The organism is Verrucosispora sp. NA02020 (assembly GCF_013364215.1).
Classification (GTDB): domain Bacteria; phylum Actinomycetota; class Actinomycetes; order Mycobacteriales; family Micromonosporaceae; genus Micromonospora.
In genome coordinates this window covers 6,527,570-6,553,517 of record NZ_CP054923.1, presented here as the reverse complement: position 1 = coordinate 6,553,517, position 25,948 = coordinate 6,527,570, and the positions used below count along the sequence as shown (strand labels likewise).

Genomic DNA, 25,948 nt, shown 5'->3' with positions numbered 1-25,948 from the left:
GGGAAGCTCGTTCGATGCCTCATCGGGCAGGATAAGCGGATGCCGAGCCTGAGCCGTGCAGAGTCGACCGCGCGTGGCGCGTCGATCTCCGTCGTTTCCTACCACGTGGACCTCGACCTCACCGGTGGCGACGAGCGGTTCCGCTCGCTGGTCACGATCCGGTTCCGGGCCACCGGCAGCGAGACCTTCGCCGAGGTGAAGCCCGCGAGCCTGCTGGCGGTACGCCTCAACGACCGTGACCTCGACCCGGCCGCCTTGGACGACAACCGGCTCGTCCTGACCGGGCTGGCCGAGGAGAACACGCTGACCGTCGAGGCGGAGATGGCGTACACGAACACCGGTGAGGGGCTGCACCGGTTCGTGGACCCGGCCGACGGTGAGACCTACCTGTACGCGATGTCCTTCCTGGACGACGTGCAACGCATCTTCGCCGCCTTCGACCAGCCCGACCTGAAGGCGCCGGTCACGCTCGCGGTCACCGCACCGGAGCACTGGACGGTCGCGGCGAACGGCGCGCTGGCCGCCACCCCGGCACCCGGGCGCTGGGAGTTCACCCCCACGCTGCCCATCGCCACGTACTTCTTCACGCTGATCGCCGGCCCCTGGCACGTCCGGCGGGACAGCCACGACGGCATCCCGCTGGGGGTGTACTGCCGCCGGTCGTTGGCCGAGCACCTGGACGCCGACGCCGACGAGATCTTCACCATCACGAAGCAGTGCCTGGACCGGTTCCACCAGCTCTTCACCGAGCGGTACCCGTTCGGCAAGTACGACCAGGCGTTCGTGCCGGAGTTCAACGCCGGGGCGATGGAGAACCCGGGCCTGGTGACCTTCCGCGACGACTACGTCTTCCGCTCGGCGGTCACCGACTCCGAGCGGGAGGAGCGGGCCACCACCATCGCCCACGAGATGGCGCACATGTGGTTCGGTGATCTCGTCACCATGCGCTGGTGGGACGACCTGTGGCTGAACGAGTCGTTCGCCGAGTACCTCGGCACCCGGGTCACCGCCGAGGCGACCCGGTTCGACCAGGCGTGGACGACCTTCGCGCTGCAACGCAAGGCCTGGGGGTACGCGGCCGACCAGCGCCCCTCCACCCACCCCGTCGCGCCCGAGGAGGTGGTCGACGCGGCGCAGGGGCTGCTCAACTTCGACGGCATCTCGTACGCCAAGGGCGCCAGCGTGTTGCGGCAACTGGTCGCCTGGCTCGGTGACGAGGCGTTCCTGGCCGGTCTGAACGATCACTTCGCCCGACACCGGTTCGGCAACGCCACCCTGGCGGACCTGCTCGACAGCCTGGGTGCCGCCAGCGGCCGGGACCTCACCGACTGGGCGGAGCCGTGGCTGCGTACGGCGCAGGTGAACACGCTGCGGTCCGAGGTGCGGCTGGACGCCGACGGCCGGTACGCCGAGGTGGCCGTGGTGCAGACCGCCCCGCCGTCGCACCCGGTGCTGCGTCCGCACCGTATCGGGGTCGGCCGGTACACCGTCGACGGCACCGCCGAGCGGCAGGAGGTCGACCTCGACCCGAAGGCCGACGACGGTCGTACCGTGCTCACCGGGTTGGTCGGCGAGCCGGCGGCGGCGGTCCTGCTGCCCAACGACGGTGACCTGACGTTCGCCAAGATCCGTCTGGACCCGGCCTCGGCCGACGCCGTGCCTCTCCTGCTGCCCCGGCTGGCCGACCCGCTGGCCCGGGCGCTGCTCTGGGGCGAGGCGCTGGACGCCGCCACCGACGGGGAACGGCCGGTGCCGGCGGTGGTGGACCTGATCGAGGCGGCGCTGCCCGCCGAGACCGAGGTGATCATCGCCGAGGACGTGCTGGCGCTGAGCCGGTCGCTGGTCGACCGCTACCTCGACCCGGCGGCCCGGCAGACGGCCCTGGCCCGGATCGCCGACGCCTGCCGCCGGTTGCTCGACGGTGCCGCGCCGGGGGAGTCGTTGCAGTTGGCCGCCGCGCGGGGCCTGATCGCCGTGACCACCGACGCCGACCTGCTGGGCGGCTGGCTCGCCGGTCGGGGCGTACCGGCCGGGTTGGCCGTCGACACCGAGCTGCGCTGGTCCGTCCTGGCCCGGCTGGTGGTGCTGGGGGCCGCCGGTGCGGCCGAGGTCGCCGCCGAGGCGGACACCGACCCGAGCGCCGCCGGCGCGGAGCGGGCCGCCACCTGCCGGGCCGCCCTGCCCGACCCGGCCGCCAAGCAGGCCGCGTGGGAGATCATCGTGTCGAACACCGAGCTGTCCAACCGGCTGGTCGAGGCGACGGCCGCCGGTTTCTGGCGCCCCGAGCAGGCGGAACTGACCGCCGAGTACGTGCCCCGGTACTTCGACGACATGCCGGCCGCCGCGCGGCTGCGTACGCCCTGGGTGGCCGACCGGGTGGCCAAGCTGGCGTTCCCCCGGTACGCGGTGGCGCGATCGACCCGGGAGGCGGCCGAGGCCCTGCTGGCCCGCGACGACCTCACCCCCGGGTTGCGCCGGGTGGTCACCGACGCCGACGACGACCTGCGGCGGGCACTCCACGCCCGATCGGCGGTCGACGGCACGCCCAGCTGACCTGGTGTCGCCGGGTCGGTGCCGTGGGTCACGGCCCGGCCCGGCGTGAACCGGATTCGGCATAGGATCATGGTGTGCGGGAAGACATCCGGCGGGTCGGGATCATGGGCGGCACGTTCGACCCGATCCATCACGGCCACCTCGTCGCGGCGAGCGAGGTGGCGGACCGGTTCGGGCTGGACGAGGTGGTGTTCGTGCCCACCGGGCGGCCCTGGCAGAAGGAGGACGTCCCGGTCAGCCCGGCCGAGGACCGCTACCTGATGACGGTGATCGCGACCGCGTCGAACCCCCGCTTCCAGGTCAGCCGGGTCGACATCGACCGGGGCGGTCCCACCTACACCGTCGACACGCTGCGGGATCTGCGCGCCGAGTACGGCCCGAAGGCCCAACTGTTCTTCATCACCGGCGCGGATGCCCTGGAACGCATCCTGAGCTGGAAGGACCTGGACGAGATCTTCGAGCTGGCCCACTTCATCGGGGTGACCCGGCCGGGCTTCGAGCTCTCCGACGAGCACGTACCCGCCGACACCGTCAGCCTGGTGCAGGTGCCGGCGATGGCCATCTCGTCGACCGACTGTCGGGCGCGGGTCTCCCGGGGCGTACCGGTCTGGTATCTGGTGCCGGACGGTGTGGTGCAATACATCGCGAAACGGCGGCTCTACCAGGGTGATTAGCCGGTTTCGTCCCGATTACTGCGTGAAACCGCCAAGTCGGGAATCCGCAGGGTGTGAGAGGCTTGAGAGCATCGCACGGGTGATCGAGGGAGAACGGTGACAGTTTCGGAACGCGCTCACGAGCTGGCGATGGCCGCCGCCCAGGCCGCGGCCGACAAGAAGGCTCAGGACATCGTCATCATCGACGTGGGTGACCAGCTCGCCATCACCGACGCGTTCCTGATCGCCGCGGCCCCGAACGAGCGTCAGGTGCTCGCCATCGTCGACGCCATCGAGGAAGCCCTGCTCGAACTGCCCGAGAAGGCCAAGCCGGTGCGGCGCGAGGGCGAGCGCGGCGGCCGGTGGGTGCTGCTCGACTACGTCGACATCGTGGTCCACGTCCAGCACACCGAGGAGCGCGAGTTCTACGCCCTCGACCGGCTCTGGAAGGACTGCCCCACCATCCCCTTCGTCGACCGGGACCTGGCCAGCGCCGAGGCCGCCAGCGGATCCGGCGAGTGACCCGGCTGATCGTCTGGCGGCACGGCAACACCGACTGGAACGCCGCCGGTCGGGTGCAGGGGCAGACCGACGTACCCCTCAACGACCGCGGCCGCGAGCAGGCGCGCCAGGCCGCGCCGCTACTGGCCGCGCTGCGACCGGACGCCATCGTCGCCAGCGACCTGAGCCGAGCGGCGGACACCGCCGGTGCGCTGTCCGCGCTGACCGGTCTGCCGGTACGCTCCGACGCCCGACTGCGTGAACGCCACTTCGGACGCTGGCAGGGCCTCCTGCTCACCGAGGCGACGGCCCAGTTCCCGGCGGAGTTCGCCCGCTGGCGGGCCGGTGACCCCGACCCGGGCGCGGAGATCGAACCGTTGAGCGAGTTGGGCAAGCGGATGGGCACCGCCCTCCAGGAACTCGCCGACGAACTCGCCGGCCGCACGATCGTCGTGGCCACCCACGGCGGTGCCGCCCGGCAGGGCTGCGGTCAGCTGCTCGGCTGGGAGCCCAGCGTGCTCCGTGCCGTCGGCTCGCTGCGCAACTGCCACTGGAGCGAGCTGCGGCACGACGCCGACCGTGGGTGGCAGATGCGGACGCACAACGTCGGCCCGGTCGACGTACCGCCGGTCGCACCCGCCCGGCCGGGCTCCGCCGAAGCGGTCTGACGCCGCACCGCACCGATCGGCTACCGTGCCGGGCATGCCCGTCGCGGTCGTGACCGACTCCACCGCCTACCTGCCGCCCGAGCTGGTGCCCGCGTACCAGCTCACCGTGGTGCCCTTGACCGTGGTGCTCAACGGCGTCGAGGGACTGGAAGGGGTCCAGACCTCCCCGGCGGACGCCACCCGCGCGCTGAGCTCCCGCCGGGTCTCGGTGAGCACGTCCCGCCCGTCCCCGGAACAGTTCGTCCGGACGTATCAGCAGTTGCTGGAGGCCGGTGCGGACGGCGTCGTGTCGGTGCACCTGTCGGCGGGACTCTCCGGCACCGTGGAAGCCGCCGAACTGGCCGCCGCGCAGTTCGGTGACCGGGTGACGGTGGTCGACAGCCGCTCCTGCGGCATGGGCCTCGGCTTCCCGGTGATCGCCGCCGCCCGGGCCGCCCAGCGCGGTGCCGACCTGACCGGCGTACGCGCCGAGGCCGTCGCCGCGATCGACCGGACCACCATCTACTTCTACGTCGACACGCTGGAGTTCCTGCGCCGGGGTGGACGGATCAACGCGGCCGAGGCGCTGCTCGGCACGGCACTCTCGGTCAAACCGATCCTGTACATGCCCGACGGCGTCATCGTCCTGTGCGACAAGGTGCGGACGGCCAGCCGTGGTCTGGCCCGCCTGGTGGACCTGGCCGTCGAGGCGGCCGGAGACGCGGAGATCGACCTGGCCGTGCACCACCTGGCCGCACCCGAGCGCGCCGAGACGTTGCTGGGGGCGCTCACGACCCGGCTGGGCACACGCCTGCACGACACGTACGTCTCCGAGGCCGGTGCCGCCGTCGCGGCCCACGCCGGCCCCGGCCTCGCCTGCGTCGTCACCCACCGCCACCCCTAGGGTCCTGCCTCCCCCGGCTGGCGGTCCTCCCCGCCCCGGGTGAGGCTCGCCGATCGTGGAGTTGTGGTCGAGGGTCCGTGCGGTTTTGTCCCGTTATGAAAGTGCCATCACTTCATGATCGACGGGGTGGGTGCGGGGATGCGGGAAGATGGGCGGGGGTGGGAGGAGGGGCGGATGTCCTGTGTGGTGACCGGGGGTGGGCGAGGCGTCGGGCGGGGGATCGTGGAGCGGCTGCTCGCCACAGGTGAGGCGGTCGTGATCGTCGAGCGTGATGCCGGCACGGTGTCCTGGGTGGAGCAACATGCGGCGAACGGGCGACTGGCGGCGGTGGTCGGCGACGCCGCCGACGAGGGCGTCGCCGGCCGCGCCGCCGACCTGGCCGAACGCGCCGGGCCGCTGACCGGCTGGGTGAACAACGCGGCGGTGTTCCGGGACGCCTCGGTACACGACGCCCCGGTCGGCGAGGTGGTCGACCTGATCACCCGTAACCTGCGCCCCGCCGTGGTCGGCGCCGCCACCGCGGTACGCCGCTTCCTGGCCGCCGGCACCGACGGCGCGATCGTGAACGTCTCCTCCCACCAGGCCGCGCGACCAGTGCCCGGCTGCCTGCCGTACGCCACGGCGAAAGCCGCCATCGAGGGGCTGACCCGCGCGCTCGCGGTCGAGTACGGCCCGCGCGGCATCCGGGCGAACACGGTAGCCCTCGGTTCGGTGGCCACCGAGCGGCACGAGGCGTTCCTGGCCGCGCAGACGCCGGAGCAGGCGGGACGGGTCGAGGCGGAGCTACACCGCCTGCACCCGGTGGGCCGGATCGGCCGACCCCAGGACGTCGCCGAGGTGGTGGCGTTCCTGCTCTCCCCGGCGGCGGGCTTCGTCACCGGCGCCACCCTGCCGGTCGACGGCGGACGCGCGGCCCTCGGCCTCGACCCGGAATCCCGCTGACCCGGGCCGGTCACGGCAGCGGAGCGACCAGCAAGGACTGGCGGGGCTGAGGCGAGCCCCGGTTCGTCGGTGGGAGGCGTCGTCCACCGGCTGCTCTCCTCCTCCGCCCTGTCGCCCTCGGCAGGATTCGTCTCGCCGTCACCGCCCTGTCGCCGGTCGCTCATAGCCAATGAACGGTGCACGCCCTCCGAGCGGAAGATCACGCTCGATCCGGGATCGAGTGGCATCCGAGCGCGACGGTGACCACTCGATCCGGGATCGAGCGTGATCTTGCGGTGGAGGCGACAGCGACCTCGGTGGCAGCGCAGTTCGGAAGCATCCTTGGCCCGGTGAGGTCCGTCGGGTCCGCCGGGTCCGACGGGTCCGGCCATAGCACGAACGATGCGTGATCAGGCGGTTGTCCACAGACGACCGGTTATCCACAGCCGGGGCGATCGACGGCGGCGCGCGTCGTGCTCGCCGTCCTAGCCTCGCGCCGTGTCCAACGACGACGAGGAGACGGCGGTCCGGGATCGCCTGTGGCGGCTGATGCCCGGCACGACATCGCGGGGTCCCGTCGTGCCTGCCGGTCGACCGCCACCGGCAGGCCAGGACGTCGACCCGATGTCCGTGCACGTCACCGGCCCTCACACCTACGGCTACCCTCCGGTGTCGTCGTCGATGCGGCGCGCGCCGGTGGAGTGGCCGACCGTCGCGCTGCCCGTCCACACGCCGGTCGCCCCGGAGCTCTCGTCGGACACCGGGACCTACGCCACCGGTCCGCAGCCGTCTCCCTCGGCACCTGGCGGCACCGTGGTCACCGATCCGTACCCTGCTGCGGCACGAACCGGCCGGTCGAGTGCCGAGGCACAGACGAATGCCGACGCGACGCCGGCACCGTCCCGGCTGCCCGGGCCCGGGGCGTTCGACCCCGGGCGGCGCGGGGTCCGGGTGCTCGCCGTCGTCGCCATTCTGGTCGTGGTCGTCGCCGCCGTCTGGGCGTGGCGGTCCCGTCCGCAGGTCGAGCCGGTCGTCACGGTCACCGGTCCCAGTGGCGTCGCCGACACCGGGGACCCGTCCGTTCCTACCGGTGACGAGCAAGTGACCGACCCGTCGGCCGTACCCGTCGGTGAGGTGGTCGTCGCCGTCGCGGGCAAGGTGCGTCGGCCGGGTCTGGTGCGGCTTCCGGCCGGGGCTCGGGTGGCCGACGCCGTCGAGGCGGCCGGTGGAGCGCTGCCCGGGGTGGACGTGGCGATGCTGAATCCGGCCCGCAAGGTGACCGACGGTGAGTTGATCGTGGTCGGCGTACCGGCGCCGACACCGGCCGCCCCGGCGCCCGGTGTCGCCGTACCCGGTGCCGTACCCGGCGGCCGGGTGAACCTGAACACGGCCACGCTCGCGCAGCTCGACGCGCTGCCCGGGGTGGGACCGGTGCTCGCACAGCGGATCATCGAGCACCGCGACCAGCGCGGCGGCTTTCGCGCCGTCAGCGACCTGCGTCAGGTCAACGGCATCGGCGACGCCCGGTACGAAGAGCTGAAGGACCTGGTGACGGTGTGACCGCCGAGGCGACGGTTCCCGATCTCCGGCTGGCCGGGCTGGCCGTGGCGGCCTGGCTCACCGCCCTGGCCGGACTGCACCTCAGTGCGGGGCGGACGTTGCTGGTGGCCGGGGTGGCGGCGACCGTGGCGATGCTGGTCGCGGTGCACCTGCTCGGGTTCGCCGGGCGGCAGGGTGCGGTCACCCGACGCTACGGCTGGATCGTGGTGGCGGCGTTGATCGGGATCGTCTGCGGTGGTGCGGCGACCTCGGCCCGACTGGCGGTGCGGGACGCCGGTCCGTTGCGCGCCCTGGTCGAGGAGGGCGGGCAGGTCACCGCGGAGCTGGTCGTCCGGGACGATCCCCGGGCGCTACGCGGCGGCATCGTCGGCCGCCCGCCGACGTTGCTGGTGCCGGCCCGGCTGGTGGGCGTCACCGGCGCGACGGGGCAACGGGTCACCGCGCCGGCCCGGGTGCTGGTGCTCGCCGACGAACCCGCCTGGCGCGGGTTGCTGCCCGGGCAGCGCATCACGGCCGAGGGCCGCCTGACCGAGCCGCGTGGCGGTGACCTGACCGGTGCGGTGCTGCTGGCCGAGGGCGAGCCCGTCCGGCTCGGGTCGGCGTCGGCGCTGCAACGGGCTGCCGGGCTGCTGCGGGCCGGTCTGCAACGCGCCTGCGCGCCGCTGCCCGACGACCCGGGCGGCCTGCTGCCCGGTCTGGTCGTCGGCGACACCAGCGCACTGCCCGACACGGTCGAGGAGGACTTCCGGGCCACCGGCATGACGCATCTCAACGCGGTCTCCGGGTCCAACGTGGCGATCGTCGTGGGGGCGGTGCTGTTGGCGGCGCGCTGGGCCCGCGCCGGTCCGACGCTGGCCGTCGTCCTCTGCGGGCTCGCCCTGGTGGGCTTCGTCATCCTGGTCCGGCCCTCGCCGAGCGTGGTGCGTGCGGCGACCATGGGGGCGATCGGACTCGCCGCGTTGGCCACCGGGCGACCTCGGGCGGCAGTGCCGGCCCTGGCCGCCGGGGTGGCGGTGCTGGTGCTCGTCGACCCCGACCTGGCCGGGGACGCCGGCTTCGCGCTGTCGGTTCTGGCCACCGGTGGTCTGCTGCTGCTCGCGCCACGATGGCGCGACGGGTTGCGTCGACGGGGCGTACCGGCGGGGGCGGCCGAGGCGCTGGCGGTACCGGCCGCCGCGCAACTGGCCTGCTCCCCGGTGATCGCCGGGCTGTCGGGCACGGTCAGTCTGGTCGCGGTCCCGGCGAACCTGCTGGTCGTGCCCGCTATCGCCCCGGCCACGGTGCTCGGGGTGCTGGCCGCGACGATCTCGCCGGTCTGGCCCGCCGGTGCCCAGGCCGTCGCCTGGCTGGCGCACTGGCCGGCGTGGTGGCTGGTGCTGGTGGCCCGGCACGGGGCCCGCGTGCCGGCCGGCAACCTGCCCTGGCCGGGTGGCGTGTCCGGGGCACTGCTGCTGGCGGCGCTGACGGTGGCCCTGCTGGTGGCGGCGCGGCGGCCGGTGGTGCGCCGCCTGGCGGCGGTGCTGACCGCAGCCGTCGTGGTCGGCACCCTGCCGGTGCGGGTGGCGGCGCCGGGCTGGCCCCCGAAGGGGTGGGTGGTCGTCGCCTGCGCGGTGGGTCAGGGCGACGTCGTGCTGCTGCCGGTGGCGGCGGGGCGCGCCGTCGTGGTCGACGCCGGACCCGATCCGGCGGCGGCGGACGCCTGTCTGCGCCGGCTCGGCGTACGGCGGGTGCCACTCCTGGTGATCAGTCACTTCCACGTCGACCACACCGGGGGAGTGGCCGGGGTCTTCCGGGACCGTCGGGTGGACACGGTGGTGACACCTCGCTGGCCGGAGCCGGAGATGGGGCGGGACCTGGTGCACGACACGGCCGCCGCGAACGGCACGCCTCTGGTGGCCGCCCCGGCCGGGTGGCGGTACCAGGCGGGCGCGGTCGACCTGGTGGTCCTCGGTCCGCCCTACCCGATGCGGGGGACCAGGTCCGACCCGAACAACAACTCCCTGGTGTTGCGGGCCACCGTGGCCGGGGTGCGGATCCTGCTCGCCGGGGACGCCGAGACCGAGGAGCAGGAGGCGCTGCGGGAACACCTGCCACCGCACGGGCTGCGGGCCGACGTGTTGAAGGTCGCCCACCACGGCAGCGCGTACCAGGATCCGGCCTTTCTGGACGCGATCGCGCCGGCGGTCGCGTTGGTGCCGGTGGGCGCGGGCAACACCTACGGGCACCCCAACGAGGCGGTCCTGGCCCGGCTGAGTCGAGGTGGGGCGCGGGTGCTGCGGACCGACCTCGACGGGGACGTGGCCGTGGTGGTCGGTCCGTCCGGGCTCGCTGTGGTGGCAGGGGGAGTGGACCTGACCAGGGCGAACAGATGAGCGAATCCGACTTATGGAGAAAGAAGGCTAATTGTAAATATGTCTGGATTTGCGCTGAGTGCGGGGTCTGCCAGCACAGTACCGACGAGCAGACTGGACCTCGCCGCAGAGCGTGCGAGTATGGGCGGCGTGACCGCCGCCAGTGCCGCTCCCATTGTGCTCGTCCTCGGCGACGAGGAGTTGCTCGCCACGCGTGCGGTGACCGAAACCGTCGCCGCCGCCCGCGCCGCCGACCCGGGCGCGGACGTGCGGGAGTACCAGGCGGGGCAGCTCACCGTGGGCGAGATCGACGAGATGCTGAGCCCGTCGCTGTTCGGCGGGCGGCGGGTGCTGGTGCTGCGGTCCGGTCAGGACGCCCGCAAGGACCTGACCGCCGCTCTGCTGGCGTACGCGAAGAATCCCGATCCCGAGGTGCAGCTCGTCGTCCAGCATCTCGGCGCGGCCAAGGGCAAGGCGTTCGCCGACGGGCTGAAGGCCGCCGGTGCGCAGGTGCTGGCGGCCACCAAGCTCAAGGGACACCGCGACCGGGTGGCCTTCGTGCGGGACGAGTTCCGCCGGGCCGGTGCACGGTGCACCGACGACGCCGCCGAGGTGCTGATCGCGGCGGTCGGCAACGACCTGCGGGAACTCGCGGCGGCCTGCTCGCAGCTGATCGCCGACACCGACGGCCGGATCGGCGCCGACACGGTCTCCCGGTACTACCGGGGTCGGGTGGAGGTGAGCGGCTTCACCGTCGCCGACGCCACCATGGTCGGTGACCTGCCCGGCGCACTGGAGGCGTTGCGCTGGGCGCTGCACGTCGGGGTGGACCCGGTGCCGATCGCCGACGCCCTCGCCGACGGGATCCGCACCGTGGCCCGGGTCGCCTCGGCCGGCCGGGGCAGCCCGTACCAGCTCGCCAGCAGTCTGGGCATGCCGCCGTGGAAGGTCGAACGAGCCCAGCGGCAGGCCCGGGGCTGGACGCCGGACGCACTGGTGGACGCCATGCGGGCGGCGGCCGAGTGCAACGCGGCGGTGAAGGGCGGCTCCGACGACCGGGCGTACGCGCTGGAGAAGGCCGTCTTCTCGGTGGCCGCCGCGCGGCAGCAGGGCGGCGCCAGATGAGCGGAGCCCTCCGTGGCTCCTGGGCCACGATCCCGGCCGACGAGGAGCGGTACCGACCGCTCTACGCCCGGGTGCTCGGGTTGCGTGTGGTCAACCCGGGCGGGGTGCTCTGTTTCCTCTTCTTCGAGGGTGCGATCGCGCTGGCCGCCCTGCTCGTGCTCGCCGAGTTGGTGAAGTGGTGGGCGGTGCTGGTGCTCCCGGCGGCGGTGGCCGTCATGGTCAAGCTCAACGACATGGTGGCGGCCGTGGTGGTCCGTTCCGCAGCGGCCGTGCCGGAGCAGGAACGCGACCGGTTCCGGCGGCAGATGGAACCCGTGGTGGGGCGGGCCCGGGTCGACTGGCTGCCGCACAGCGTGCCGGGCGTCGTGCTCCGATCGGAGCCGCTGCCCGCCGTGGAGCCGTCGTCACCGACGCGTCGGCCCGGCCCGCCCGTACCCACCCTGCGGCCGGCCCACCCCGGCACCACGAACATCGTGCCCGCCCCGGACGTGCCGAAGGTGCCCGGACGTCGTCGCCGCACCGCCGAACCCGGCTCCTGAACCACCTGCGCCCGAGTCGGACGAGGACGTGCGGAAGCCCCGAGGCAGTGCCCCGGGGCTTCCGTCAGGTCTGAGGTCGCTGAACTCAGGCAGCGAGCGACGTGACGCGCTTGGCGATCGCCGACTTGCGGTTGGCGGCCTGGTTGGCGTGGATCACGCCCTTGCTGGCAGCCTTGTCCAGCTTGCGCGAGGCGTCCTGCATGAGGTTGGTGGCCTTCTCGACGTCACCGGCCTCAGCGGCCTCGTGGAACTTGCGGATGGCGGTCTTCAGCGACGACTTGACCGACTTGTTCCGCAGCCGGCGCTTCTCGTTCTGCCGGTTGCGCTTGATCTGGGACTTGATGTTCGCCACGCGACAGCCTCGTCTTGATAGCTCGGGTTGGTCAGCTTGTGCGCGCGACGACGAGCAGGCGTCATCGCTGCGCGAAAAGCCAGGTTACCAGGTCGGTCGGCACGGGCCAAAACAGCCCTCGCGGGCAGGCGGCGCGTGACCGGGCGCGCTCAGGTCCAGCCCTGTCGGCGGGCCAGCCAGCCGAGCGCCTGTTCGCCGGTCCACCGCTGGTGCGCCGGCAGGTGGGCCGACGCGGTCGGGGGTGCCGACGCGGCGGCGGTGAGGTGATAGCCGGCCAGGGCGGCCAGCGTCACGTCGAGCGCGTCGTCGGGTGCGTCGGCGACGGTCGGGTGGGCGGCGAAGAGAGTGTCGACGTCGAGGCCGGAGGCGTACCCGGTGATCAACAGGTTGACCAGGTCGAACCAGGCCGGGCCATGGCAGAGCCAGGTCCAGTCGCAGAACCAGGCGGTGCCCGCGCCGTCGATCAGGACGTTGTCCGCCCGCAGGTCGCCGTGGGTCAGGCCGGTCGTGGCGGCGGCGTACCCGGGAAGCCGGGACTCCAGCGCGGCCAGGTCGGCGATCCGCCCGCGCAGCGGATCGGGCAGCGGCGGCACCGGTTCCCGGCCGGCGGTCACCTCGTCCCACCAGAGGATGTCGTCGCGGGCGAGGTCGGCGAGCCGGGGCAGCCCGAGGGCGACCAGGTCGGGTGGTGGGTCGGCGAGCGCGGCGGCGAGATCGGCGTACCCGGCGAGGGTGTCGGCCAGTTCGGCGGGATCCCAGGGCAACCGGGGGAGGCGGCCGTGGACCGGTTCCAGGCAGAGCGCGTACCAGTCGGCCACGAACAACGTCCAGCGCAGGCGGGGGGCGGGGAGGCCGGCGGGCAGTCGGCTGAGGATGGCCGCCTCGCGGGCGTACCAGTCGACCAGATGCGGCTGCTCGACGCGGGACGCGGCCTTGACGAAGGCGCTGCCGCCGTCGCCGGTGCGCAGCACCGCGGCGAAGCCCCGGGTGAAGCCGGCATCGGCGGTCTCGGCGGCGACGACTGGGGCGCCGAGCCGGTCCGACAGAGCGGCGCGGACCGTCCCCGGCAGGGTGTGCCACGGCGGGCGTTGGGCGGTCGCGTGGTACGGCACGGGCGGCAGGGCCGGGTTGCTCACCCGACCATGCTGCCCGGTACGGCGTCGCCGCCGTGCTCCGCGCGCCGGACTCGTCGGGTCCCGCCGCCGTCTGACCTCTCTGTCAGACTGCCGGGTCATGAGGACCGAGGACTTCTGGCAGCTGATCGACCGGGCCCGCGCCGGTGGCGGGGAGCCGGACGCCATCGCGGCCCGCGCCGTCGCGCTGCTCGCCGCCCGCGACCCGGAGGAGATCGTCGGGTACGCGGAGCACCAGCGGCGGGTGCTCGCCGCCTCCTACCGGGTCGACCTGTGGGGTGCCGCGTACATGATCAACTATGGTGCCTCGGACGACGGCTTCGAGTACTTCCGGGGCTGGCTGATGACGCGGGGCCGGGAGGTCTTCGCCCGTGCGGTCGCCGACCCGGACTCGCTGGCCGAGTTGCCGGAGGTCCGGGCGGCCTCGCTCAGCGGCGAGGAGTTCGAGTGCGAGGACATGCTCGCCGTGCCGTGGGACGCGTACCGCAAGGCGACCGCGTCCGACATGCCGGTGGCGCGTGAGGCGGCGCGGACGCCGGACCTGAACGACTTCTGGGACTTCGACAACTCCGACGAGGCCCAGCGGCGGCTGCCCCGGCTGGCCGCCCTCTTCGTCGAGCCGCCGCCGGAGTGAGTCCGGGTTCGCCCGCGCGGCGGTCGTCCGCCGGGGACGTGGGAGCATAGAGGGGGCCGGCGGTGCCGGCCCGCTCACGTCAGCCGACCAGAACGGACCGCTGTGCCACCGACGCTCGATCCCGGCGCGAACGCTCCTGGTGCCACCGACCCGGGGCGGATCAGGAACTTCTGCATCATCGCCCACATCGACCACGGAAAGTCGACCCTGGCCGACCGGATGTTGCAGCTCACCGGTGTGGTCGACCCGCGGCAGATGCGCGCGCAGTACCTCGACCGGATGGACATCGAGCGCGAACGCGGCATCACCATCAAGAGCCAGGCCGTTCGCATGCCGTGGACGATCCGCGAGGGCGAGCGGACCGGTGAGCAGGCCGTGCTCAACATGATCGACACCCCGGGTCACGTGGACTTCACCTACGAGGTGTCCCGCTCGCTGGCCGCCTGCGAGGGTGCCGTCCTGCTGGTCGACGCCGCGCAGGGCATCGAGGCGCAGACGCTGGCCAATCTCTACCTGGCGCTCGAGAACGACCTGCACATCATCCCGGTGCTCAACAAGATCGACCTGCCCGCCGCGCAGCCGGAGAAGTACGCCGAGGAGTTGGCCCACCTGATCGGTGGCGACCCGGCGGACTGCATCAAGGTCTCCGGCAAGACCGGTGTCGGCGTGCCGCACCTGCTCGACGAGATCGTCCGGCAGTTCGTCCCACCGGTCGGCGACGCCGACGCTCCGGCGCGCGCGATGATCTTCGACTCGGTGTACGACGTCTACCGGGGCGTGGTCACCTACGTCCGGGTGGTGGACGGGCGGATCAGTGCCCGGGACCGGATCAAGATGATGTCCACCGGTGCGGTCCACGAGCTGCTGGAGATCGGCGTCATCTCGCCCGAGATGGTGAAGTCCGACGCGCTCGGGGTCGGCGAGGTCGGCTACCTGATCACCGGTGTGAAGGACGTCCGGCAGTCCCGGGTCGGTGACACGGTCACCATCAACGGTCGGCCGGCGGCCGAGGCGCTCGGCGGGTACAAGGACCCGAAGCCGATGGTCTACTCCGGCCTGTACCCGATCGACGGGTCGGACTACCCGGCGCTGCGGGACGCGCTGGACAAGCTCAAGCTCAACGACGCCGCGCTGACCTACGAGCCGGAGACCTCCGGGGCGCTGGGCTTCGGGTTCCGCTGCGGCTTCCTCGGCCTGCTGCACCTGGAGATCATCGGGGAGCGGTTGGAGCGGGAGTTCAACCTGGACCTGATCTCGACCGCTCCGAACGTGGTCTACCGGGCCATCCAGGAGGACGGCGTGGAGATCGTCGTCACCAATCCGAGCGAGTACCCGACCGGCAAGATCGCCGAGGTGTACGAGCCGACGGTGCGCGCCAGCGTGCTCACCCCGAACGACTACGTCGGTGCGGTGATGGAGCTCTGCCAGGGGCGCCGGGGCAATCTGCTCGGCATGGAGTACCTCTCCGCCGACCGGGTGGAGCTGCGCTACACGCTGCCGCTGGCCGAGATCATCTTCGACTTCTTCGACCAGCTCAAGAGCCGGACCAAGGGCTACGCCTCGTTGGACTACGAGCCCACCGACGAGCAGGCGTCCGACCTGGTCAAGGTCGACATCCTGCTGCACGGTGAGCCGGTGGACGCGTTCAGTGCGATCGTGCACAAGGACAAGGCGTACGCGTACGGGACCACGATCGCCGCGAAGCTGCGCAACCTGATCCCGCGCCAGCAGTTCGAGGTGCCGATCCAGGCCGCCATCGGCAGCCGGGTGATCGCCCGGGAGACCATCCGGGCGATCCGCAAGGACGTGCTCGCCAAGTGCTACGGCGGTGACATCAGCCGCAAGCGCAAGCTGCTGGAGAAGCAGAAGGAGGGCAAGAAGCGGATGAAGATGGTGGGCCGGGTCGAGGTCCCCCAGGAAGCCTTCATCGCCGCGCTCTCCTCCGACTCCGGTGACGGGAAGCAGGCGGGCAAGAAGTAGTCGGCGCCGGGTGCCGGGTCGGTGGCCCGGCACCGGCCGCGACGTGTGCGAATGGTGGCGGCATCGACAGGCGACATGGCCGGGATGCCGTCCGGTGGTGCTCCGATCGGTTTGGGAATTCGGCGTCGAGGGAACTGAGTCGCCCGACAGAAAACCCGCCGATTGACATCTTCTGCTTGAGGAGGGCCACCATGGAGCTCACCGTCTGGGGCATCATCACCGCACTGTTCGTGGGTCTGATCATCGGCGCGCTGGGCCGCCTCGTGGTCCCGGGCCGGCAGGACATGCCGATCTGGCTGCACATGGTCATCGGCGTCGGCGCCGCGCTGCTGGGCACCGTTCTCGCCCGGGCCGCGGGCATCGCGACGTCCACCGCCGGCATCGACTGGGGCGAGCTCCTGGTGCAGGTCGCGGTGGCAGCGATCGCCGTGGCCGTGGTGGCCGGGGTCGGCGGTCGTCGCCGTGGTGTCAGCCACCGGTAACACCCCCATACGCCTCGCGGGCGCTCGGCCATCCGGCCGGGCGCCCGCTGGCGTCTGTCGGCGGCACCCCGACTCCCGGAGGTAAGGAAGGGTCCCCTGCTATACACGAGGCGTTAGCAGGGGACCCTTCCTTGCACCGGCGGCCGCGCCCGCTGTGGTCGGCCCCCGGTCTGCGCCGGATCTCGTCCGGCGGATCGCCCTTCCCGAGCTGCGTGAACCGCACTTCTGGGTGATCTCGTGCCGTCTGGGCGCAGAAACTCGGTTTGGGGTTCGGCGGGGTCGGGAATTAGCTCTCTCGACGACAGAAAACCACGAATACCGTGGGAAGTCTTTTGTGAAGGAGAACGACCATGGAGTTCACCGTCTGGGGCATCATCACCGCGCTGATCGTCGGTCTGATCATCGGCGCGCTGGGGCGCCTGGTGGTGCCGGGCCGGCAGCCGATGCCGATCTGGCTGCACATGCTGATCGGTGTCGGTGCGGCTCTGCTCGGCACGGTCATCGCCCGCGCTTCGGGCTTCGCCGAGACCGCCGGTATCGACTGGCGGGAGCTGATGCTCCAGGTCCTGCTGGCCGCCGTCGCGGTGGCGCTGGTCGCAGGGGTGGGCCGCGGCCGCCGGGGTGTCACCCGGTAACAGTTCACTGACGAAAGGCGCCCGACCGTCGAGGTCGGGCGCCTTTCGTTGTCGTACGCCCCGGTTTGCCGGTGGCGTACGGCGCCCTCACCGCTCTGCCCCGCGACACCGGCGGGTCCGCCCACTGTTGTAAAGGAATTCTTCGTATTAGGGTGCGACGCGGAAGGTAAATGCCAGGCGGGAGGGGTGTCGCGTGAACAGGTGGAAACGGCTGGTCCCGGTCACCGCCGTGGTGGCCACGACCGCCATGGTGCTGGTCGGCTGCGGTGGCTCCGGCGACGACGCGGCCGACCCCAGCCGGCTGACGGTCTGGATGATGGGCGAGGGTAGCGAGGCGCAGACCGCGTTCCTCGACGCCGTGGAGACCGAGTTCCGCACCATGCACCCGGACACCGACGTGGTCGTGCAGTACGTCCCCTGGCTGGAGGCGCCCACGAAGTTCCAGGCCGCGCTCGCCGGTGGCGAAGGCCCCGACATCACCGAGCTGGGCAACACCGAGACGCAGGGCTGGGCGGCGCAGGAGGCCCTCGCCGACGTGACCGACCGGATGAACGGCTGGGCCGAGGGCAAGGACATCCTGCCTGACCTGGTGCGCAACGCCCAGCTCGACGGACGGCAGTACGGCGTGCCCTGGTACGCCGGAGTCCGGGGCATCTACTACCGCACCGACTGGTTCGCCGAGGCCGGCGTGCAACCGCCGACGACCTGGGACGAGCTGGTGACGGCGGCGAAGGCGGTGCAAGCCGTCAAGCCCGGCACGTACGGCATCGCCCTGCCCGGCAACTCCGAGCTGCCGTTCTACTCGTTCCTCTGGGGCGCCGGCGGCGAGATCGCCACCCGGCAGGGCGACGCCTGGACCTCCGGCCTGACCTCGCCGCAGGCACAACAGGCGGTGAGGTTCTGGACCGACCTGGTGACCGTCCACAAGGTCGCCCCACCGGCCGCCGCCGGCTGGAACGAGATCGACGCGCGGACCCAGTTCGCCACCGGCAAAGCGGCGATGGCGTTCGCCGGGAGTTGGCAGCAGGGCGCGATCGCCAAGGACAACCCGGAGATCGAGAAGGTCTGGGGCACCTTCCCCATCCCGGGCCCGGACGGGCGGCCCGCACCCGCCTTCGCCGGTGGTTCCGACCTGGCGGTCTGGCAGGACAGTCAGCGTCAGGACCTCGCCTGGGACTACCTCACCGTCCTGCTGAACAAGAAGAACGCCCAAAAGTTCGCGGACAGCCTCGGCTTCTTCCCGGTCTACTCCGACCTGGTGGGCGGCGACCGGTACGCGAATGACAAGATCATGGCGGCGTTCGCGACCACGATGCGGAACACCAAGCTCACGCCGCTCACCCCCAGGTGGGTCGAGGTCAGCCGGACCAAGACGGTGACCCAGGCGATGAACAGCTCGGTCATGAAGGGTCAGAAGACGGTCGAACAGGCCACCGCCGACGCGGCCGCGGAGATGGAAAGCATCCTCAACGCCAAGTGACCACGCTGACCGAGACACCGGAGGCCGCTGCCGCGCGGGAGACCCCCGTGCGGCGGCGCCGCCGAGTGGACCGCCTGCCGTACCTGCTGTTGCTGCCCTGCCTGGTGGTCATCGGCGTCCTGCTGCTCTGGCCGCTCGGCCAGGTGGTGGTGATGTCCTTCCACCGGCTGGACAACGTCCGCCAGGTACGCGGCGACCGGGACTGGCCCTGGGTCGGGCTGGGCAACTACGCCCAGATCCTCGGTGACCCGTTCTTCTGGACCGTGCTGCGCAACACGGTCCTGTTCGCCGCGGCCAACGTGGCGCTGACGATGGTCCTCGGCACCCTGGTCGGGCTGCTGCTCCACCGGTTGGGCCGGCGGATGGCGGCGTTCGTGGCCGGTTGCGTGATGCTCGCCTGGGCCACCCCCGCACTGACCGGCACCATCGTCTGGAAGTGGATCTTCAACGACACCAGCGGGCTGGTCACCTGGGCCTTCAACGCCCTGCCGGACGGGCTCTCGCAGACGATCTTCGGCCGCACCGACTGGACCGGGTACGGCTGGTTCAACTCCCCGCTGCTGTTCTTCGCGATCCTCACGCTGGTGGTGGTCTGGCACTCCTTCCCGTTCGTGGCGGTCAGCGTGCTGGCCGGCCTCAAGAGCGTGCCGAGCGAGCTGCACGAGGCGGCCCGGGTCGACGGTGCCGGGCCGTGGCGGGTGTTCTGGCAGGTCACCGTGCCGTTGCTGCGGCCGGTCTTCGGCATCCTGGTGGTGCTCTCCACGATCTGGGACTTCAAGGTCTTCACCCAGTACTACGTGCTCGCCGGCGGCACCCAGGACCGACCGACCTTCATGCTCTCCGTCTACTCGTACGCCGAGGCGTTCTCACCCCCGCCCAAGTACGGCCTCGGCGCGGCGGTCGCGGTGATCCTCACGCTGATCCTGCTGGTCGTCACCGGCGTGTACGTGCGGATGGTGCTCAGGCAGGAGGAGCAGGCGTGACGGCCGACGCGGCGAGGACCGGACGCACCCCCGAGGGCACCGAGGCGCGTCCCACCACTGCCGGTCGGCAGAGCCGAGGCGGTGGGCGGCGCAGCCGTACCGTCCGACGGATCGCCCTCAACGGCGCCGGCCTGCTGGTGGCGGTCTTCGCCGGCTTCCCGGTCTACTGGATGATCACCACCTCGCTCAAGCCGAGCAGTGAGATCTTCGCCAGCACCCCGCGCCCGCTCCCGGCCGAGCCGACGCTGGCGCACTACCGCCAGATCCTCACCGGAAATCTGATCCCCGGGGTCAGCTACACCGACTTCTTCCTCAACAGCCTGCTCGTCGCGGTGACCACGGTGCTGCTGAGCGGCCTGGTGGCACTGCTCGCCGCCACCGCCGTGGCCCGGTTCCGCTTCACCCTCCGGACCAGCTTCCTGATCATGCTGCTGGTGGTGCAGATGATCCCGCTGGAGGCGCTGGTCATCCCGCTGTTCCTGATGATCCAGCGGCTCGGCCTCTACAACACCCTGCCCAGCCTGATCCTCACCTACCTCGGCTTCTCGCTGCCGTTCGCGATCTGGATGCTGCGCGGCTTCGTCGCGGCCGTACCCAAGGAACTGGAGGAGGCCGCGGCCATCGACGGCGCCAACCGCGCGCAGATCTTCCGCCGGATCCTGTTCCCGCTGGTGGCGCCGGGTCTGGTCGCGACGAGCATCTTCTCCTTCATCACCGCCTGGAACGAGCTGATCTTCGCGTTGACCCTCGTCAACCGGCAGGACCGCTACACGTTGCCGGTGGCGATGACCTTCTTCTTCGGGCGCGACGAGACCGCCTGGGGACCGGTGATGGCCGCCTCCACCCTGTTCACCCTGCCGGTGATCGTCTTCTTCCTGCTGGTGCAACGGCGGATGGTCTCCGGCCTGGTGGCCGGCGCGGTCAAGGGCTGAGCCGGTCGTACGCTGGCCGGTATGACGGCGAAACTGATCTCGGTGAACCTCGCGGTGATCACCGAGGCGGAGTGGGCCGGTGACGCCAGCGGGCGCAGCGGCATCGACAAGCGGCCGGCCGCCGGGCGGGTGACCGTACGCGCCGACGAGGTGGTCGGTGACTTCATCGCCGAACGGGCCCACCACGGCGGTCCCGACCAGGCGGTGTACGCGTACGCCACGGAGGACGCGCAGTGGTGGGAGGCGGAGTTGGGCCGGCCCGTGCCACCGGGACGCTTCGGCGAGAACCTGAGCACGCTCGGGGTCGACGTGACCGGCGCGGTGATCGGGGAGCAGTGGGCGATCGGGTCCGCGCTGTTGCAGGTCACCAAGCCGCGTACGCCGTGCCGGACGTTCGCCGGGTTCTGGGGCGAACCGGACCTGATCAAGCGGTTCACCGTACGCGCGGCGCCCGGGGCGTACCTGCGGGTGCTGCGGGCGGGCACGGTGGGCGCCGGCGATCCGGTCGAGGTGGTGCACCGGCCGACGCACGGGGTCACCATCGGTGAGGTGTTCCGGGCGCTGAGCCTGGAACCCGCACTGCTGCCCCGGCTGCTGGACGCCGAGGACCTGCCCGAGTCGACCCGCGCCAAGGTGCACCGGCGGCTGCGTACGCCCACCGGCTGAGCCCCGCCGGACGCGCCGCGCGCTGCCGGGCGTGCCGCGCGCGCTGCCTGGATGTTAGGAAGGGTCCCCTGCTATGCACGAGGCGTTAGCAGGGGACCCTTCCTTACACATCAGGTCAGCGGAGCCAGGGGATGTTGCGGTTGAGCTGACCGCGCTCCTTGAGCTCCTTGCGCAGCGGGATCTCGTCGTCGATGTAGCCGTCCCAGTTGATGCCCCAGTAGTTCGCGGTGTGGGTGCCCTCACCGCAGAGCTGGCGCTGCACCGGCGTGCGGTTGTTCCACCACTCGCCGTTCTGGTCGATGTGCAGCTCGTCCAGCGGGCGGATCCACCGGTAGGTGTAGCCCACGAAGAGCATCTTGCGGGTGATCGTCGACAGGTTCGTCGACCGCGAGTGCCACTGGCGGCGGTCGAAGATGAACGCGTCGCCCGGCTTGGCGGTGATCTCGACGGTGCCCTCCGGGTCCGGGTTGTGCACCGTGGTGTCCGCCGGACGGGGCAGCGAGTTCCACAGGTGGCTGCCCGGGATCACCTTGGTCGCGCCGCGACCGTGCTCCGAGAGGTCGGAGAGCACGTAGGCGACCTTCAGCGAGAACATCGGCCGGGGCAGGTTCGGGTCCATCGTCTCCGGGTCGGAGTTCTGCCGGTACCCGTCCTGGTGCCACCCCCAGTACGGCTTCTCCGGCTCCGCAGCCGGCGGGGTGACGTCGAGGTGGTTGTGGTGCGAGTAGATGTTCCACCCGGCCAGGCCCCACATGTACGGGAAGGCGATCGGGTGGGTGAGCAGGTCACCGAAGAGCTCGTCGCGCTCGAGGAAGCCCAGCAGGTGCAGGGTGCCGTCCTTGGTGGTCTTGCCCTTGGCCTTCTCCTCCTCGTACACCCGGTCGACCGCGGCCTCGAGAGCGGCCCGGTGGTCCTCGGTCAGGACGTTGCGCAGCAGGAGGAAGCCCTGCTCGTGGAACTCCTTGCGATCGACGTCGCTGATCGGTTCGTAGCCGGTCCGGTCGCCGTAGTCGAAAGCCACGTCGTACCCCTCCCCAAGAGGTGAAACCATTTCTGGCACAGGCCGCCGATCGTAACTCCCGTCGACACGCCTCCGGGAGTGCCCCGGGGCGATCTCATCGTCATCGCGACCCAGGGGCGCGGATCGACCACAAGGGGTCACGATGTGTCGCACCGGGTGGGCGCTACGGGCGAATAGCCGGATTTCGCGGTGACTGCGGGTAAGGAGATCGGGGTCTTTCAGACGTCGGCGTGGACCTCGGCGGAGACCTGCGAGTCTTCGCGCTCCCGTTCCGGCAGCTGCTTCCAGGTGCCCCGCTTGGCGGTCCACTCCCGGCCGTCGAAGGTCACCCGCTTCACCCCGTGCTCCTTGGCGTGCGAGACCATCCAGTGCGCGTACCGCCAGCCGGCGCGCTCACCGTCGGCGGACGTCGTCAGACCGGCGGGACTCTCCACGAAGTCGCTCAACCCCCAGTCGAGCGTCAGCCCCTCGGCAAGCTTCGCGATCGCCGCCGCGCCGCGCAGCACCGGGTCGCCCCCGACCGTGCAGGTGACCGCCGTGGTGGCGTCACCGAGCAGCGCCCGGGTCAGCACCTCCGACTCGTCGGCCCATTTCTCGTACGCCTCCGGGAAGGCGGAACGCTGCACCTTCTGGGCGGCGTCGGTGACCCGCATGTCCTCCCAGCCGCGCACCTTCTTCAGCGCCGCGTAGAACTTCCGGGCCGCGTACCGGGGGTCGCCGATCTGCTCCGGCGTGCCCCAGCCCTGGCTCGGCCGCTGCTGGAACAGCCCCACCGAGTCGCGGTCGCCGCCGGCCAGGTTGCGCAGACCGGACTCCTGGTACGCGGTGGCCAGCGCCACCACCACCGCCCGCTCCGGCATCTCGCGCTGGGCACCGATGGCCGCGATCGTCGCCGCGTTCGCCATCTGCTGCGAGTCCAGCGTCACCTCGCCGTCGGCCTGCACCGTGCACGCCCGACCGGCGAACGGCAGCCGCAACTGCTCACCGACCTGCCGCAGCCCGAGGACGATCCCGATCGCGGCGATCAGCACGAGGACCACGAAACCCGTCACGACTGCCCGAGTCCGCACCCACACCTCCCGGTATCAAGGTCCGCCAAGCGTACGTCCCGCGTCGAACGGAACGGGCGCTCCGACCGGTTTCCCCCGTCGCCGGTGCCCTATGAGGTTCCCCGGGGCAGCCAGTCCTCACCTGTCGAGTTCGGCGACCCAGCGGGGTGGGCGCTTCTCCCGGAACGCGGTGACCCCCTCGATGCCGTCACCGGAGAGGAAGTAGCCGGTGGAGAGCGCGGACAGCTCCGCCAGCTCGGCGCGCAGGTCGGTGCCGGGCGGGCGGTGCAGCAGGTCCTTCGCGCCGGCCAGCGCCGTCGGCGCCCCGCGCACCAGCGAGTCGAGGTAGCGCGCCACCGTGGCGTCCAGCTCGTCGCCGGGCACCGCAGCGGTGACCAGGCCGATCTCGGCGGCCCGCCGGCCGTCGAAGGTGTCCCCGGTGAGGTACAGCTCGGCCGCCGCCCGGGGCAGCAGCCGGGGCAGCACCGTCGCCGAGATCACCGCCGGGATCACCCCGATCCGTACCTCGGTGAAGGCGAAGGTGGCCTCCGCCGCGCAGATCGCCAGGTCGGCCGCGGCGATCAGGCCCAGGCCGCCGGCCCGTGTGGGACCGGCCACCCGGGCCAGCACCGGCTTCGGGCACTCCCGGACCGCCGCGAGCACGTCACCCAGCATCCCGGCGGGGACCGTTCCGCTGGCGTACGCCGCCGCCGTCTCCTTCAGGTCCGCCCCGGAACAGAAGACCGGGCCGGTGTGGTCCAGCACGATCACCCGGACCGCGTCGTCGGCGACCGCGGCGGCCAGCCCGGCCAGCAGCTCGGTCATCAACGGGGTGGAGAGCGCGTTGCGGTTGTGCGGACTGTCCAGGGTGAGGGTGGTCACCCCGCGGGCCGTGGCGACCCGTACGAACGCGTCGGGAGAGGTCATGTGAGGGCACACTAGTGGCCATGCCCGGCCTCCTTCCAGCAGGCGAACCCGTACCCGTCGACGGGTCGCTGCCCGCCTCCGCCCGCGCCCACGTCGGGCAGCGGGGCTTCGGGGTGTACGTGCACGTGCCGTTCTGCGCCAGCCGCTGCGGCTACTGCGACTTCAACACGTACACCGCGGAGGAACTCGGCGGCGGCGCGAGTCGCGAGGGGTACGCCGACACGGTGCTCGCCGAGCTGGCGCTGGCCGCGCGGGTGCTGGACGGGACACCACCGGGCCGGGTGGAGACGGTCTTCGTCGGCGGCGGTACCCCCACCCTGCTGCCCGCCGACGACCTGGCCCGCATCCTCGACGCGATCGACCGCACCTGGGGGCTGGCTCCCGACGTCGAGGTGACCACCGAGGCCAACCCGGAGTCGGTCGACCCCGTCTCGCTCAAGGAGCTGCGGGCCGCCGGCTACACCCGGATCTCGCTCGGCATGCAGTCGGCCACGCCCGGGGTGCTCGCCGTGCTCGACCGTCGGCACCGGGCCGGTCGCGCACCGGCCGCCGCACTGGAGGCGCGTGACGCCGGTTTCGCGCACGTCAACCTGGACCTGATCTACGGGACGCCGGGGGAGCGGGCGGAGGACTTCGCCGAGTCGTTGGCCCAGGTGGTGGCGGCGGGCGTCGACCACGTCAGCGCGTACGCCCTGATCGTCGAGGACGGCACCCGGCTGGCCGCGCGGATGCGTCGCGGCGAGTTGCCGTACCCGGACGACGACGTCGCCGCGGAGCGGTACCTGGCCGCCGAGGCCGCCCTCGGCGCGGCCGGTTTCTCCTGGTACGAGGTGTCCAACTGGGCGCGGACGCCGGCCGCCCGGTGCCGGCACAACCTGCTGTACTGGACCGGCGGCGACTGGTGGGGCCTCGGCCCGGGGGCGCACAGCCACGTCGGTGGCGTGCGCTGGTGGAACGTCAAACACCCCCGCGAGTACGCGAGGCGGCTGGCCGCCGGTGAGTCTCCCGGGTCGGCCCGGGAGGTGCTCACCGACGGCGAGGCGCACATGGAGGACGTCATGCTCCGGCTGCGGCTCGCGTCCGGGCTGCCGCTGGACGTCCTCGACGACGCCGGTCGGGCCGCTGCCGCGCAGGCGGTGGCGCAGGGACTGCTCGCCGCGCCCGCCCACGCGGCCGGCCGCGCCGTTCTCACGGTGCGCGGCCGGCTGCTCGCCGACGCCGTGGTGCGGGACCTGCTGCCCTGACCGCCGTCCCCGAGGTCAGGGCTTCACGAAGCCGAGATCAGCGCTTCACGAAGGCGTAGGTCATCGGGTACCGGTAGAGGGCGCCCTCGTTGGCCTTGACCCCGGCGATGATCCCGAAGATCACCGGCACGATCCAGACCAGGAACGGCACGAAGAACAGCAGCCCGCAGGTGATCGCGGTGAGCACCCAGCTGAGCAGCCCGGCGATGGCCCAGGTGAGCTGGAAGTTCAGGGCGGCCACCGAGTGCGCCCGGACCACCGGGCTCTGCTGCCCCCGGGTCATCATCGCGATCAGCGGCGCGACCCAGCCCAGCAGACCGCCGCCCACGACCACCCCGAGCGGGCCGCCGAAGTGGGCGATCAGGGTCCAGGTCTTGTCCTCGTTGCTGGCGTAGCCGCCGCCGGGGGGACCGTAACCGCCCGTCGGGTACCCGACACCGGGCGCGCCGCCCGGCGGGGGGTACTCACCCGGCGGGGGATAACCGCCGGGCGGCGGGTAGCCGCCGGGCGGGGGGTAGTCACCCGGAGTGCCGTAGCCGCCGGGCGACGGGGGCTGGTCGCCGGTGGGCGGCGGATAGCCGCCGGGCGGGGGATAGCCGGGCTGGCCCGACGAGCCCGACAGTGGGGACGTGGGGTCGTCGCCGGATCCTGGAGGACGAGGTGGTTCAGTCATGTG

Annotated in this window: 25 protein-coding genes; 19 read left to right on the top strand and 6 right to left on the bottom strand. The window is 72.0% G+C overall.

What is annotated here, in order from left to right; translation table 11 throughout:
- Positions 1 to 39 precede the first annotated feature (39 nt).
- The 10 genes from pepN to HUT12_RS29255 all read left to right on the top strand — a co-directional run bounded on the left by pepN (position 40) and on the right by HUT12_RS29255 (position 11,754).
- Positions 40 to 2,553: an aminopeptidase N gene (gene pepN / locus HUT12_RS29300; protein WP_176095321.1), complete on the top strand. Its 2,514-nt coding sequence runs from the start codon at positions 40 to 42 to the stop codon at positions 2,551 to 2,553.
- 74 nt (positions 2,554 to 2,627) lie between these two features.
- Positions 2,628 to 3,227 (top strand): nicotinate-nucleotide adenylyltransferase, encoded by a 600-nt coding sequence (nadD, locus tag HUT12_RS29295; protein ID WP_131053418.1) that lies wholly within the window; start codon positions 2,628 to 2,630, stop codon positions 3,225 to 3,227.
- A 96-nt stretch (positions 3,228 to 3,323) separates the two neighbouring features.
- Positions 3,324 to 3,728, top strand: a complete 405-nt coding sequence (rsfS, locus tag HUT12_RS29290; RefSeq protein ID WP_131053417.1) for a ribosome silencing factor — start codon at positions 3,324 to 3,326, stop codon at positions 3,726 to 3,728.
- Positions 3,725 to 4,375, top strand: a complete 651-nt coding sequence (locus HUT12_RS29285; protein ID WP_176095320.1) for a histidine phosphatase family protein — start codon at positions 3,725 to 3,727, stop codon at positions 4,373 to 4,375. The genes rsfS and HUT12_RS29285 overlap by 4 nt, the downstream gene beginning before the upstream one ends.
- 34 nt (positions 4,376 to 4,409) lie before the next feature.
- Positions 4,410 to 5,258, top strand: a complete 849-nt coding sequence (locus tag HUT12_RS29280) for a DegV family protein (RefSeq protein WP_176095319.1) — start codon at positions 4,410 to 4,412, stop codon at positions 5,256 to 5,258.
- A 174-nt stretch (positions 5,259 to 5,432) separates the two neighbouring features.
- Positions 5,433 to 6,200 (top strand): SDR family NAD(P)-dependent oxidoreductase, encoded by a 768-nt coding sequence (locus HUT12_RS29275; RefSeq protein WP_131053414.1) that lies wholly within the window; start codon positions 5,433 to 5,435, stop codon positions 6,198 to 6,200.
- Between the two features lie 792 nt (positions 6,201 to 6,992).
- Positions 6,993 to 7,739, top strand: coding sequence for a ComEA family DNA-binding protein (locus HUT12_RS29270; protein WP_254877087.1), 747 nt, complete (start codon positions 6,993 to 6,995; stop codon positions 7,737 to 7,739).
- On the top strand, positions 7,736 to 10,111 hold the full coding sequence (locus HUT12_RS29265; RefSeq protein ID WP_176095318.1) for a ComEC/Rec2 family competence protein: 2,376 nt from the start codon (positions 7,736 to 7,738) through the stop codon (positions 10,109 to 10,111). Before HUT12_RS29270 ends, HUT12_RS29265 begins: the two co-directional genes overlap by 4 nt.
- 120 nt (positions 10,112 to 10,231) lie before the next feature.
- Positions 10,232 to 11,215 carry a DNA polymerase III subunit delta gene (holA, locus tag HUT12_RS29260; protein ID WP_176095317.1) on the top strand — a complete coding sequence of 328 codons (984 nt, stop codon included), beginning with the start codon at positions 10,232 to 10,234 and terminating at the stop codon, positions 11,213 to 11,215.
- Positions 11,212 to 11,754: a hypothetical protein gene (locus HUT12_RS29255; RefSeq protein ID WP_236145750.1), complete on the top strand. Its 543-nt coding sequence runs from the start codon at positions 11,212 to 11,214 to the stop codon at positions 11,752 to 11,754. Before holA ends, HUT12_RS29255 begins: the two co-directional genes overlap by 4 nt.
- Before the next feature lie 85 nt (positions 11,755 to 11,839).
- On the opposite strand, the gene rpsT is transcribed toward HUT12_RS29255, so the two are convergent.
- Positions 11,840 to 12,106 carry a 30S ribosomal protein S20 gene (rpsT, locus tag HUT12_RS29250; RefSeq protein WP_131053411.1) on the bottom strand — a complete coding sequence of 89 codons (267 nt, stop codon included), beginning with the start codon at positions 12,104 to 12,106 and terminating at the stop codon, positions 11,840 to 11,842.
- Positions 12,107 to 12,255: 149 nt separating this feature from the next.
- Entirely contained in the window at positions 12,256 to 13,242 is a 987-nt protein-coding gene (locus HUT12_RS29245) for a phosphotransferase (RefSeq protein WP_254876988.1), read from the bottom strand.
- A gap of 97 nt (positions 13,243 to 13,339) precedes the next feature.
- Here HUT12_RS29245 and HUT12_RS29240 point away from each other — a divergent pair, with 97 nt between their 5' ends.
- From HUT12_RS29240 to HUT12_RS29205, 8 genes are all read left to right on the top strand, one after another.
- The gene (locus HUT12_RS29240; protein ID WP_131053409.1) at positions 13,340 to 13,873 is read left to right on the top strand and encodes a DUF4240 domain-containing protein; all 534 of its coding nucleotides are present in this window, start codon (positions 13,340 to 13,342) and stop codon (positions 13,871 to 13,873) included.
- 102 nt (positions 13,874 to 13,975) lie between these two features.
- Positions 13,976 to 15,853 carry a translation elongation factor 4 gene (gene lepA / locus HUT12_RS29235; protein ID WP_131053408.1) on the top strand — a complete coding sequence of 626 codons (1,878 nt, stop codon included), beginning with the start codon at positions 13,976 to 13,978 and terminating at the stop codon, positions 15,851 to 15,853.
- A gap of 191 nt (positions 15,854 to 16,044) precedes the next feature.
- Positions 16,045 to 16,335: a GlsB/YeaQ/YmgE family stress response membrane protein gene (locus tag HUT12_RS29230; protein WP_131053407.1), complete on the top strand. Its 291-nt coding sequence runs from the start codon at positions 16,045 to 16,047 to the stop codon at positions 16,333 to 16,335.
- A gap of 350 nt (positions 16,336 to 16,685) precedes the next feature.
- Positions 16,686 to 16,970 carry a GlsB/YeaQ/YmgE family stress response membrane protein gene (locus tag HUT12_RS29225; protein WP_131054649.1) on the top strand — a complete coding sequence of 95 codons (285 nt, stop codon included), beginning with the start codon at positions 16,686 to 16,688 and terminating at the stop codon, positions 16,968 to 16,970.
- Between the two features lie 193 nt (positions 16,971 to 17,163).
- Positions 17,164 to 18,450, top strand: coding sequence for a sugar ABC transporter substrate-binding protein (locus HUT12_RS29220; RefSeq protein WP_176095315.1), 1,287 nt, complete (start codon positions 17,164 to 17,166; stop codon positions 18,448 to 18,450).
- On the top strand, positions 18,447 to 19,433 hold the full coding sequence (locus HUT12_RS29215) for a carbohydrate ABC transporter permease (RefSeq protein ID WP_176095314.1): 987 nt from the start codon (positions 18,447 to 18,449) through the stop codon (positions 19,431 to 19,433). Before HUT12_RS29220 ends, HUT12_RS29215 begins: the two co-directional genes overlap by 4 nt.
- Before the next feature lie 110 nt (positions 19,434 to 19,543).
- The gene (locus HUT12_RS29210) at positions 19,544 to 20,365 is read left to right on the top strand and encodes a carbohydrate ABC transporter permease (protein WP_217706111.1); all 822 of its coding nucleotides are present in this window, start codon (positions 19,544 to 19,546) and stop codon (positions 20,363 to 20,365) included.
- Positions 20,366 to 20,386: 21 nt separating this feature from the next.
- The gene (locus HUT12_RS29205) at positions 20,387 to 21,031 is read left to right on the top strand and encodes an MOSC domain-containing protein (protein ID WP_176095312.1); all 645 of its coding nucleotides are present in this window, start codon (positions 20,387 to 20,389) and stop codon (positions 21,029 to 21,031) included.
- 115 nt (positions 21,032 to 21,146) lie between these two features.
- Here the strand turns inward: HUT12_RS29205 and HUT12_RS29200 are convergent, their stop codons facing one another.
- The 3 genes from HUT12_RS29200 to HUT12_RS29190 form a co-directional block, all read right to left on the bottom strand.
- The gene (locus HUT12_RS29200) at positions 21,147 to 22,052 is read right to left on the bottom strand and encodes a phytanoyl-CoA dioxygenase family protein (RefSeq protein WP_254876987.1); all 906 of its coding nucleotides are present in this window, start codon (positions 22,050 to 22,052) and stop codon (positions 21,147 to 21,149) included.
- A 218-nt stretch (positions 22,053 to 22,270) separates the two neighbouring features.
- Positions 22,271 to 23,128 carry a hypothetical protein gene (locus HUT12_RS29195; protein ID WP_131054644.1) on the bottom strand — a complete coding sequence of 286 codons (858 nt, stop codon included), beginning with the start codon at positions 23,126 to 23,128 and terminating at the stop codon, positions 22,271 to 22,273.
- A 111-nt stretch (positions 23,129 to 23,239) separates the two neighbouring features.
- The gene (locus HUT12_RS29190) at positions 23,240 to 24,028 is read right to left on the bottom strand and encodes an enoyl-CoA hydratase-related protein (RefSeq protein WP_176095310.1); all 789 of its coding nucleotides are present in this window, start codon (positions 24,026 to 24,028) and stop codon (positions 23,240 to 23,242) included.
- 20 nt (positions 24,029 to 24,048) lie between these two features.
- On the opposite strand from HUT12_RS29190, the gene hemW reads away from it, so the two are divergent.
- Positions 24,049 to 25,272 (top strand): radical SAM family heme chaperone HemW, encoded by a 1,224-nt coding sequence (hemW, locus tag HUT12_RS29185; protein WP_176095309.1) that lies wholly within the window; start codon positions 24,049 to 24,051, stop codon positions 25,270 to 25,272.
- Between the two features lie 37 nt (positions 25,273 to 25,309).
- On the opposite strand, the gene HUT12_RS29180 is transcribed toward hemW, so the two are convergent.
- Positions 25,310 to 25,945 (bottom strand): DUF4870 domain-containing protein, encoded by a 636-nt coding sequence (locus HUT12_RS29180; RefSeq protein ID WP_176095308.1) that lies wholly within the window; start codon positions 25,943 to 25,945, stop codon positions 25,310 to 25,312.
- Between the last annotated feature and the right edge of the window lie 3 nt (positions 25,946 to 25,948).